Raw genomic sequence first — 11590 nt, 5'->3', positions numbered from 1 at the left:
CTGAGGCGATCACATCAGTGCTCATGGGAGGCCGATCCCTTGCCGAGCTCTGCCTTCACCACGAAGCTGTTGGCTGCGGCGTAGCGATCACCATCGAGCAAGCCGAACATGACCTCGACATTCTCGGCGTCGCGGTCGCCGAGCTCGACATCGCGCACCTCGAACTTGTCGCCGTTACGGACAAACACCACGCTGCGATTTTCGACGGTCTGGATCGCCGAGGCTCGCACCGCGAGGGGCACCGGCTTGGCCGAAAGGATCAGCCGCGCGGAGACGAACAGGCCGGTGCGCAGGCGCAGCGCGTCGTTCGACACCACGGCACGGGCAAGCGCGCTCTGCGTATCGCTGCTGCCGACCGGCGAGATGTACGACAGGCTGGCCTCGATCGGCTTGCCGCCATCGGCGACGTCGATCAGGATCTTGTCGCCGATCCGCACCCGCGGCAGATCGCGCCGATATACCGACAGGTCGACCCAGACCGTGGAGACATCGGCGACGATGAACGCCGGCTTCTGCTCGGAAGCGTATTCGCCCAGCGAAATCTGGCGGTCGATCACAGTGCCGGAGATCGGCGCGCGCATCTCGTAGACGCTGAGGCTCTGATTGCTTTCGATCTTGGCGAGCAGCTCGCCCTTCTCGACCGTGTCGCCGATCCGCTTCTTGATCTCCCGAACCACGCCGGGGAACCGCGGCGTGACCTGCACCAGCGTCTCCTGGTTGGGCTGCAGGATGCCGTTCAGCACCAGCGACTCGTGCAGCGTCTCCGCTTTGGCGGTGCGGATCTCGATGCCTGAGGCCGCGACCTTGGTGTCGCTCATTTCGACCGCACCCTCCTCGCCGTGGCCCTCATGACCATGGCCCTTCTCACCCTCGGCGTGATTGTGTCCCTTCGAGTCCTTCGCAGCCTGCTGGGCCGGCTCGCGCGATCCGATCGGCGCGTAGGCGGAAACGGCGACACCAAGCGCAAACATCGCGGCGGCACCACAGATCAACATCAACGGTTTCATCATCGCGCGCCTCCCCGCGCCAATGCGAAAGGATTGCCGACGAGCCCCTCAATGGTGGCGACGGCGACATGGAAATTCTGCTGCGCCTCCTGCTCGCGCAGCCGCGCCTGCGCGACGCTGCCTTGGGCATCGAGCACTTCGAGCAGCGAGTAGCGCCCCTGGCCGTAACCTTCGGAGATCGCGGCGGCGGCATCCCTGGCTTTCGGGATCGCGGTGTCGCGCAAGATTGCCAGCTCGCGCAGCGAGCCTTGCAGCGAGTCGTAGGCCCGTCCCGCGATCACGATCAGCGTATTGCGATTGGCCTGTCGTTCCGCCGCGGTCTTGGCCAAGCTCTCCTGCGCCGACAGGATGTTGCCCTGGTTCTGATCGAACAGCGGGATCGGCACCGACACCGATAAGCGGACAGCGTTGTCGCCGGTCTCGTTGTAGCGGCGCCAGCCGGCCGCCACGGTGACGTCCGGATACGGCTTGAGGCGCGCCAGCAAAAGCTCGGCGTTGCGCTGCGCATACACCGCCTTCCAGCGCACCAGCTGCGGATTGGCGTCGATCGCAGCGATCACGGACTGAAATGCCGGTGGTTTGCCGATTGCTTCGAGCCGGCCGGAGACCGCAGCGAATTTCGGCGCTGTATCGCCCATCAGGATCGCCAGCTCCCGCCGGGCGGTAGCGAGCGCCGACCGCGTGCGTTCGCGATCCGCCTTCACCAGCGCGGAAGCGACCTCAGCTCGACCGGTCTCCGCCACCGACGATGCGCCGGCTTCGACGCGGCGCTGCAGCAGCGGCGTGATCGCGTCGATCGCGACGATCTGCTCGTCGAGGATCTGAATGCGCCGCTGCAACCCGAGCACGGTGACGAAAGCGATCGCGGTCTCGGACAGCACCTCGAGCCGCACGGCCTGGCGACCAATGGAGGCGGCATCGAGCCCCGCCTGCCCGGCGGCGATGCGGGCGTCGCGCTTGCCCCATAGCTCGAACATCTGGCTGATTTGCAGCGTCGACTCGGCCGACCGCGTGCCGCGATACGCGCCTGAGCCGAACGAATTGTCCTGCTCGTAGGAGATCTCGGGATTGATCAGCGCACCGGATTGAATGCGCTGGCCCCGCGCGATGCCGACGTCACGTTCGGCGGCGGTGAGCCGCGGACTGGCGTTGAGGGCGCGCTGCAGCGCGTTGCCCATAGTCAGCGTTTGCGCACGGGCCTCTCCCGCCAGCACACAGCCGGCGAGCAAGACGGCCGCGCACGCGAGCCGCGTGGCGATCGAAGACAACATGATGAAGACCTGACGAACGACGAATTGAGGGCGCGTGGCGCCCAGCGGTCATGTTCAGATCAGGGCTTTTGGTGGCGGAGGTTCGATTCCACGCTGAACGCTGCGGCGTTCGGCGTCTTCATAGTGCATGGGCGCAGTGGCGAGCTCGGCCGCGGTCGCGACGACGCTCGGGCTCGGCAACGACACCGAGAAGCAACCGTGGCAGTGGTGATCGCCCGCGATGATGTTATCCGAATGGTCGCCGCCGTGCGACGGCAGCGAGACGATCGTAGTGGCGGAACCGGGGGTCACGTCGAGATCGCACACCCCGTGCATGGCGCCCGCGAGCAGATACATCGCCAGCACGGCCATAGCGACGGCCTGGCGCGAGACGCGCAGCAGACGATGCTGGAAAATGCGGGCGATCAGCGTCACGATGGCACTCACGGGTCGAGACAAGCGGATAACACGCGCCTCGCATCCGTGTCGATCCGCAATAACATAACAAAATCGCAGCGGATCGATCTGTCGCAGCCCGGAACCCGCCTGCTCCTTCAGGCCTACTGCAAAGCCGCCGTGACCGGCAGATCGTCGAGCACGCAGCTTCGCCAATTGGTTCCACATCCCGCCGGCCAGCTTCCACCGATGGCCATGAACAGCGCTGCAGCATCCGTCAGGCGCGTCGCCTGCGCTTGAACATGCGCGATCGAAGCATTGAGGTAGGTCTGCTGCGCGTTCAGGACCACAACCTGATTGACCTGCCCGAGCGCGAGCTGCTTGCGGATGATGTCGAGGCTGGCCTTTGCTGCGGCCTCCGATTTGGCGGCAGCGCGCACCAGGGCTGCATCGTGCTGCAGGCTCTGCAGCGCGTCGGCGACATTCTGCAGCGCCGAGATCACGGCCTGGCGATACTGCGCGTCCGCCTGCTCCAGTGCCGCCTCGGCGGCGCGCTGCTTGTGCAGCAAGGTCATGCCGTCGATGATCGGCTGGGTGGCATTGGCGGCCAGCAGATAGAACCCGGTGCCGGGCGCGAACAGCTGCGCAAAGTTGGTAGCGCTCGCGCCGGCCGTGCTGGCGCCGACGCTGATGTTCGGCAGGCGCGCCGCCACCGCCACACCGACCTGCGCGCTTACCGCATGCAGATTAGCCTCCGCTGCCCGAACGTCCGGCCGGCGTCGCACCAGCGTGCTCGGCACCAGAACCGGAATGTTGCGCGGCAGGCCGAGGCGCGCCAGTTCGAAACGCTCCGGGACTTGGGCTGCCGAGTAGTTGCCGGCCAGCGCGGTCAACAGATCTCGTTGAATAGCCAGCTGCTTCTCCAGCGGCGGCAAGGTCTGCTCGACCTGGGCGAGCGCCGCCTCCTGGGTCAGGACGTCGACCTGCGCCGCCTGCCCTGCCTCGAACTGCGACTTCAGGATGCCGAGGATGTCGCGCTCGATCGCCACGATCTTCTTGGTGGCAGCGATCTGGCCGCGCAGCGACGCTTCCCCGATCGCCGCGGTGACAACATTGGCCGTCAGCGTCAGGTGCGTCGCCTCCAGCAGGAACTGCTGCTGCTCGGTGACGGCATCAAGACTCTCCACCGCGCGCGCGTTGCCGCCCCAGATGTCGAACGTGTAGGCGATGTTGAGCTGGGCCGTGTGCAGCGACAATCGCTGCTGCGGCGCATCGGAGGCTTCGTTGTTCGACGACAATTGCGTCGATGGACCATAGCTGGCGCTGACTTGCGGAAAGAACAGTCCGCGCTGCGCCAGCGCATTGAAGTGCGCCACCTTGATCGCAGCATCCGCCGCCTGCAGGGTCGGATTGCGCACCACCGTCGCGCGCACCAGCCGGTCGAGCGGCTCGGAGCGGAACGCCGACCACCAGCGGGTCGGCACATCCTCCGTGACGACGAACGGCTGGGCTTTGCCTGGCGACTTCGCCGGCAAGGCAGCCACCGTGTAGCGATCGACCTCGGGGGACGGCGGCTGCACGAAATTCGGCCCGACCGCACAGCCGGCGAGACAGACGCACGTGCCGAGGGCGCCGAGCCAACGCAGCATCACGGCTCTCCCTGGGGTGCGGCCTGGGCAGTCGGGCTGGTCCGCCCCGCCTCCTCGCGAGCAAAAGCGAGCTTGCGCAGCGCCGGTGCCACCGCCAGCAGCAACAGCGGGCCGATAAACATGCCGCCGACCACAACGGTCGCCAGCGGCCGCTGCACCTGGCTGCCGATGTCGTGCGACAGCGCCGCCGGGAACAGCCCGACGCCAGCCGACAGCGCCGTCATCAGCATCGGCCGCATCCGCTGCTCGGAGGCTTGTCTGACCGCATCGGCGACGCTCACGCCGCCGGCGCGCAGTTCGCGGAAATAAGTGATGTTGAGGATGCCGTCCATCGCCGCGACGCCGAGCAGCGAGATGAAGCCGATCGCGGCCGAGACGCTGAATTCCAGCCCGGACAGATAAAGCGCGATAACGCCGCCGCCGGCCGCGAACGGGATGCCGAGCAGCGCTATCAGGCTGTCGCGCAGCGTATTGAACAGCGCATAGAGCAGCACGAACACCAGCAGCAGCGTGATCGGCACCACGATCATCAGCCGCGCTTTGGCATCCTGCAGATTGTCGAACTCGCCGGACCAGATCAGCCGATAGCCGGGCGGCAGTTGCACCGCATCGTTGACCCGCTGCTGTGCCTCGGCGACGGTGCCGCCGAGGTCGCGGCCACGGACGCTGAACTTGATCGGAATGTAGCGCTGGCTCCTCTCGCGGTAGATGAAGGATGCGCCGGTATCGAGCGAGATGGTGGCGACTTCGCTAAGCGGGATGTAGGCGTTGACGCCGCTCGGCGTCGCGTAAGCGATCTTCAGCTCACGCACCGCATCGACGCTTTCGCGAAATTTCGGGTCGAGCCGCACCGCGACGCCGAACTGCCGATCGGCTTCGAGCACCGTGGTGGCGATGCTGCCGCCGACCGCCGCCTGGATCACCGAATTGACGTCGCCGGTGTTGAGACCGTAGCGCGCAGCGCGTTCGCGATCGACCTTGATGTTGAGGTTGGGCTGGCCGAGCAGATGGAACACGCCGAGGTCGGCGACGCCGCGCACCTTGGCCATCTCCTGCACCACCTGCCCGGCGAGCTGCTCCAGCACCTGCAGGTTGGGGCCAACGATCTTGACCGAGTTGGCGCCCTTCACGCCGGATAACGCTTCCTCGATGTTGTCCTGGATGTACTGCGAGAAGTTGAAGGTGACGCCCGGCAGCTCGGCGTCGAACTCCTTCTGCAACTGCTCCGCCAGCATCTCCTTGGTCAGGCCGGCCGGCCATTCCGAGAACGGTTTGACCGGCGCGAACAGCTCGACATTGGAGAACGCCGAGGCGTCGCTGCCATTGTCGGGTCGGCCGTGCTGCGACACCACGGTGATGACTTCCGGATGCCGCAGCAGGATCTCGCGCATCTTTCGGACGTAACTTGTGCCGGCGTCGAGCGACATCGTCGGAGGCATCGCGGCCCGGATCCAGAAATTGCCCTCCTCCAACGCCGGCAAAAACTCACTGCCGAGACGGCTCGCCGCCAAGCCTGCGACACAAAGGAAAACCAGGCCAACCACCGCCGCGACCTTGGTGCGGCCAAGCGACCAGCGCAGCACAGGCTCATAGGCGCGGCGCAGACCGCGCACAATCGCAGTCTCGTGCTCTTCGATCGCTTTCGGCAGCAGCAGCGACGCCAGCACCGGCGTGATCGTGAAGGTCGAGATCAGCGCACCCGCCAGCGCGTAGCCATAGGTTCGCGCCATCGGCCCGAAGATCTGGCCTTCGACGCCCTGCATAGTGAACAGCGGCACGAACGCGGTGACCGTGATTGCCGCCGTGAACAGCACCGCTTTGTCGACCTGCAGCGCGCTCAGGAAGATCAGCCGCAACCGATCGGTCCACACCTGCGGCTCGCCTGTACCGGCGCCGCTCTGCTGCAGTTGCGCGAGCCTCCGCCGCTGCTGCTCGGCAGGCGATTGCAGATTGCGGAAGATGTTCTCCATCATGATCACGGCGGAATCGACGATGATGCCGAAATCGACCGCGCCGAGCGACAGCAGGTTGGCATCCTCGCCGCGCAGCACGAGAATGATGATCGAGAAGAACAGCGCGAACGGAATGCTGGCGCTGACGATCAGCGCGCTGCGCAGATCGCCGAGAAAAATCCACTGGATCAGGAACACCAACAGGCAACCGACAATCAGATTGTGCAGCACCGTCCGGGTGGTCACCGCCACCAGCGCGCCGCGATCGTAATACGGCACGATCTTGACGCCGGGCGGCAGGCTGCCGTCGCGATTGAGCTTGGCGACCTCCTCCTCGACCTTCGGCACGATGTCGTTGGTGTGCTGGGTCCGCCCCATCACCACGATCGCGGCGGCGACGTCGTCGCTACCGTCGCGCCCCGCGATGCCGAGCCGCGGCACATAGCCGACCGAGACCTTGGCGACATCCTTGATCTGGATCGGCAGCCCGCCCGACTGGGTCAGCACGACGTTCTCGATGTCCTGGACCTTGTAGCCATTGGCGATGGAATCATCGCCGCCGGAATCGACCAGTCCGATGCCGCGGATGTTGACCGACTGCTGGCCGATGGTGATCTCGCGCGCACCGACATTGAGGTTCGCGTTGCCGAGGGCCGATACCATCTGCGGCACGGTGATGTTGTAGGCTTCGAGCTTCTGCAGATCGGCATCGACGTTGAACTGCTTGGTGGTCCCGCCCCAGGCGTTGATCTGCACCACACCGGGCACCGTCATCAGCCGCCGCGCCACGATATAGTCCTGCACGGTGCGCAGATTGGTCAGCCCGTAATTCGGCGGCCCGACTAGCTGATAGCGAAAGATCTCGCCGACCAGGCTCGACTGCTGAATGGTCGGCACCAGATTATTCGGCAGCGAGACGTTCTGCTGGATCGAATTGGCAGCCTGCGTCAGCGCGAAATAATAGTCGACCCCGTAGGCAAAGGTGACGCGGACGAACGATAGGCCGTAGAACGATGTCGAGCGGATGTTGACCACGCCGGGTGTCGGATACAGCCCAACCTCCATCGGGATGGTGTAGTACTTCTCCATCTCCTCGGCTGACAGCCCCGCGGCCTGCGCGGTGATCTCGAGGATCACCGGCGCGGGATTGGGATAGGCTTCGACGTTGAGCCGGGTGAACGCGGCGATGCCGGCGCCGCAGAACACGATCAGCGCCAGCAAGATGATGGCCTTCCGGGTCAGGCCGAACTCGATGATGCTCTTGAACACGATGAACGCCGCCGGCTGTGGTGTCGGTCAGCCGCTCGCGGCGTTCGCGAGCTTGTTGCTGAGGAAGATCGCGCCGGTGCCGACCACCAGCTCACCCAGCGCGACGCCGTCGAGGATCTGGCGGCGGCCGCCCTGAGCCAGGCCGATCTTGACCAGCCGGCGCTGAAAGCTGCGACGGTCGCGTGTCACCCAAACCGCCATGGTGCCGTCACCTTCGCGCACCACCGCATCGAGCCGCACCGCAGGCGACGTCACCGGCTTCGCCACCTCGATGGTGAAATTGGCCAGCATGCCGGGGCGCAGCAGATTGGCGGGGTCGTCGATCTCGGACCGGACCAACTGGCGGTGCGAGCTCGGATCGATGCTGCTGCCGAGCGCCGTCACCCGGCCACGAAACACCTGGCCGGGATAGGCCACCACCCGCGCCTCAACCGGCTGACCGAGCCGGAACGCGGGCGCATCGGTCTCGACGACGTTGGCTACCATCCATTTGATCGACAGATTGGCGAGCGTCAGCGGCGCAGGCGCGCTGCCGGGTTGCACGTAGAGACCCGGTGCCGCGTTGCGTGCGGTCACCTGCCCGTCCACCGGGCTGCGTACGATCAGGGTCGAGTCGACGTGTCGCTCGGCGATGATGCGGTCGATCTCGGCTTCCGACTTGCCGAAGATGCGGACCGCATCGCGCGCGGCTTTGTGATTACCTTCGGCGGTCTGCTGATCGGACGTGGCCTGATCGACATCGCGCTGCGGCGCACCGCCGGTCTTGAGCAGCTGCCGCACCCGGTTGAGATTGCGGTTCTGCAGCTCCAATACGCCGGCGGTCGCGAGCAGCGTCGACTCCGCCTGCAGCAAGTCGGAGCTGTCGATAGTGAACAGCGGCGCGCCCTTCTTCACCTCGTCGCCGAGATTGAAGAAGGTGTCGATGATCCGTCCGGCATAGGGCGTGAACACCTGCACCAGCAGGTTTTCGTTGTAGGCGATCGAACCCAGCGCGTCCTTGGTGATGCGGAATTCGCGCTGCTCGACCGGTTCGATGGCGATCGCCTCGACCTGCTTGGCCGAGAGCGCGATCGTCTGCTGGGCGAGATCAATGCCATCCCGGCTCGTATCCGCCGGCTGCGCTCCAGCCGGCGCGACGAGACTGCCGGATCGCATGGCAAGCCCCACGCACCCGGCCGCAACCAAAAGCGCGACCGCTGCAGCGTAAATCGGTGTCTTCCAGCTGTGCTGCATCTGCGCCCCGCAGTCGAACAGATCGGCCGTTTCCGGACGCCTTCGCTGTGGTTAGCAGACCGAGCTTACACCAACCTGACACGGCGCCGTCGCGCTCGCAAAATTACCAATTTCGCTACCTGCGTTTGGCTTCTGTACGCTCACGGCTTGCACGTGGTACGAAGCACAAGTCCCGATCGTCACAATCTTGTTTGCCCCCGCGATGCGCCTCCTGATCGTCGAAGACAACCTCGAACTGGCGGACCTGATTTCGCGGGGCATCAACGCCGCCGGCTACGATGTCGACATTGTCAGCGGGGTCGAGGATGCGCGCGTCGCACTCGCATCGGTGAACTACGTCGCGATGGCGCTCGATCTCGGTTTGCCGGACGGCGACGGCATGTCGCTGTTGCGCGAGCTGCGCGCCGGCCATGAATCGATCCCGGTGCTGGTGCTGACCGCGCGGAGCGGCGTGCAGGACCGCGTCTCCGGCCTGAAGGCAGGTGCCGACGACTATCTGGTCAAGCCGTTCGCGATCGAGGAGATGGTGGCGCGCATTGAAGCCATTCTGCGGCGGCCTGGGCACCTGCTCGGCCGCTCGCTCACCCTTGGCAATTTGACTTTTGATACCGAAGGCCGCCAGATTTTGATCAGCGGCGAGCCGCGCCTGTTGTCGAGCCGCGAGCTCAACGTGCTCGAATTGCTGCTGCGCCGCCAGGGTCGCGTCGTCCCGAAGAAGACACTCGAGGATCAGATCTTCGGGCTCGGCGGTGACGTCGCCTCGAATGCGGTCGAGGTCTATGTCTCGCGGCTGCGCAAGCAGCTCGAAGAACTCCGTGCCACGGTGCAGATCCGGACGATCCGCGGCGTCGGCTATCTGCTGTCGGAGATCAAGTAAGTGTTCCGGCGCGACTCGCTGACCACCCGCATCCTGCTGCTGCATGTGGTGGCGCTGACGATCACCGCAGTGGTGCTGCCACTGATCCTGTTCTGGCTGCTGAATCGCGAGATCGACCGGCTGCACAGCGATGCGATGCGTCGCCAAGCTGAAGTCGTTGCCGAACATCTCAGCGTCGGCTCGGATGGGCAGCTCGACCTCACCCTGCCGCAGGACTTGCGTGACGTGTATTCGGCCGCCTATGGCCGCTATGCCTATGCGGTGGTCGACAGCTCCGGCCAAGTGCTGTTCAGCTCGACCCCGGACCGCAAACCGCTGCTACCGCGCCGATCCGCGGAGCGCGCCTCGTGGTTCGGTCTCGTCACCGGATCGACCGGCCTGTCGGGAGACAGTATCGAGCGACGCATTGGCGGCCGGACGCTAACGATCCAGGTGGTCGAGGATCTCTCGAACGGCGACGTCATCATCGACGACATTGCTGCCAACTTCTTCCATCGCGCCGGCTGGATCGTTCTGCCGATCCTGCTGCTGCTCCTCGCCTTCGACATCGTGATCTTCCGGCGCGCGATCCGCCCCCTGGTCGACGCTTCGGAGCGCGCCGCCAGTATCGGCCCGAGCCGCACCGACATCCGGCTGCCGATGCAGGGCATCCCCAGCGAAATCCGGCCGCTGGTCAGCGCTGTGAACCAGGCGTTCGATCGGCTCGAACACGGCTTCAACGAGCAGCGCCGCTTCACCGCGGATGCAGCTCACGAATTGCGGACGCCACTCGCGATCCTCAGCGCGCGGATCGAGACGCTGGAGCCGAAACCGGCCGGGAAAGACCTGCAGCGCAATCTTGCCGCGATGAGCCGGATCGTGTCTCAGTTGCTCGATGTCGCCGAGATGGACGCGATGCGGGTCGATCCGGACGAGACTGTCGATCTCGTCGAAATCGCAACCGAATTGATCGAAACCGTCGCACCGGCCGCGCTCACCGCCGGCAAGGAGATCGGCCTGCGCGGTGGAGATCACCCCGTCCCTGTGCGCGGCAACGCCGAGATGATCCGGCGCGCGCTGCGCAACCTCGTCGACAATGCGATCCGCCATACACCACCCGGCACCGAGGTGATGATCGAGGTCGATGCAGCCGGGCCCGGCGTCGCGGTGCGCGATCACGGCCCTGGCATCGCCGAGGCCGACCGCAGCATGATCTTCCAGCGGTTCTGGCGCGGCAACCGCGCCCGCAGCGATGGCGCCGGACTGGGCCTTGCGATCGTCAAAGCGGTCGTCGACGAACACGGCGGCGCCATCGCCGTGGCCGACGCTCCGGGCGGCGGCGCGCTGATCACGTTGACGTTTCAGAAGCCGGCCGTGACCTGACGCTGACGGCCGCAGCCTGAGGGAGTTTGTCGGATTGAGCGCCGATCAAATCACAGGAGGCGTGGTCGCGCCGGCGCCCAACGATCGCTGCACCATCACCGTATCGGCCCAGCGGCCATAACGATACGCGACGCCTGGCAGCCGCCCCACGGTGGCAAAGCCGAAGCTATGGTGCAGGCCGAGCGAAGCGGTGTTGTCACCGTCGATATAGCCGATCATCTGGCGGAATCCCGCCGCGGCACAGGCGTCGATCAGCTCGTGCATCAACAGCCGGCCGATGCCGCTGCCGAGGTGATCCGGATGCACATAGATCGAGTGCTTCACCGTGTAGCGATAGGCCGGCCGCTTCCGAAACAGTACCACATAAGCATATCCCACGACGGTCTCACCACGGATCGCCACCAGATGCGGGAAGCGGCGATTACGCAGGTTCTTGCGCCGCTCCTTCAGATCGTCCGGCTGTGGCGTGCCATGGTCGTCGATCCCCTCATCGAGGCCGCGCCGAATGTAATAGCGATAGATGTCGAGCATCGCCTCGACGTCGCCGTCGTGCGAGGAGCGGATCAGGATGGGCGAAGCAGCGTCCACGGCAACT

General features: G+C 65.5%; 9 protein-coding genes. 2 read left to right on the top strand and 7 right to left on the bottom strand.

Annotation, left to right across the window (positions count from 1 at the left end; all coding sequences use genetic code 11):
- Positions 1-14: 14 nt before the first annotated feature.
- The 6 genes from ihpB to VRZ08_RS05710 form a co-directional block, all read right to left on the bottom strand.
- Positions 15-1010 (bottom strand): divalent metal ion exporter adaptor subunit IhpB, encoded by a 996-nt coding sequence (gene ihpB, locus VRZ08_RS05735; RefSeq protein ID WP_414531904.1) that lies wholly within the window; start codon positions 1008-1010, stop codon positions 15-17.
- Positions 1007-2278 carry a divalent metal ion exporter subunit IhpA gene (gene ihpA / locus VRZ08_RS05730; RefSeq protein WP_414531903.1) on the bottom strand — a complete coding sequence of 424 codons (1272 nt, stop codon included), beginning with the start codon at positions 2276-2278 and terminating at the stop codon, positions 1007-1009. The genes ihpB and ihpA overlap by 4 nt, the downstream gene beginning before the upstream one ends.
- A gap of 54 nt (positions 2279-2332) precedes the next feature.
- The gene (locus tag VRZ08_RS05725) at positions 2333-2692 is read right to left on the bottom strand and encodes a hypothetical protein (RefSeq protein ID WP_414531902.1); all 360 of its coding nucleotides are present in this window, start codon (positions 2690-2692) and stop codon (positions 2333-2335) included.
- A gap of 125 nt (positions 2693-2817) precedes the next feature.
- Positions 2818-4302 (bottom strand): efflux transporter outer membrane subunit, encoded by a 1485-nt coding sequence (locus tag VRZ08_RS05720; protein ID WP_414531901.1) that lies wholly within the window; start codon positions 4300-4302, stop codon positions 2818-2820.
- Positions 4302-7523 carry an efflux RND transporter permease subunit gene (locus VRZ08_RS05715; RefSeq protein ID WP_414531900.1) on the bottom strand — a complete coding sequence of 1074 codons (3222 nt, stop codon included), beginning with the start codon at positions 7521-7523 and terminating at the stop codon, positions 4302-4304. Before VRZ08_RS05715 ends, VRZ08_RS05720 begins: the two co-directional genes overlap by 1 nt.
- Positions 7524-7550: 27 nt before the next feature.
- A complete protein-coding gene (locus tag VRZ08_RS05710) occupies positions 7551-8678 on the bottom strand; it encodes an efflux RND transporter periplasmic adaptor subunit (RefSeq protein ID WP_414531899.1) in 1128 nt (375 codons plus the stop codon).
- Positions 8679-8958: 280 nt separating this feature from the next.
- On the opposite strand from VRZ08_RS05710, the gene VRZ08_RS05705 reads away from it, so the two are divergent.
- The gene (locus VRZ08_RS05705) at positions 8959-9633 is read left to right on the top strand and encodes a response regulator transcription factor (RefSeq protein ID WP_414531898.1); all 675 of its coding nucleotides are present in this window, start codon (positions 8959-8961) and stop codon (positions 9631-9633) included.
- Complete coding sequence (locus tag VRZ08_RS05700) at positions 9634-10995, top strand: ATP-binding protein (protein ID WP_414531897.1); 1362 nt, start codon at positions 9634-9636, stop codon at positions 10993-10995.
- 45 nt (positions 10996-11040) lie between these two features.
- Here VRZ08_RS05700 and VRZ08_RS05695 read toward each other — a convergent pair whose 3' ends face one another.
- Positions 11041-11583, bottom strand: a complete 543-nt coding sequence (locus VRZ08_RS05695) for a GNAT family N-acetyltransferase (RefSeq protein ID WP_164572776.1) — start codon at positions 11581-11583, stop codon at positions 11041-11043.
- Between the last annotated feature and the right edge of the window lie 7 nt (positions 11584-11590).

The organism is Rhodopseudomonas sp. G2_2311 (assembly GCF_047501505.1).
Classification (GTDB): Bacteria; Pseudomonadota; Alphaproteobacteria; order Rhizobiales; family Xanthobacteraceae; genus Rhodopseudomonas; species Rhodopseudomonas palustris_H.
This window is presented reverse-complemented; position numbering and strand designations above follow the sequence as displayed.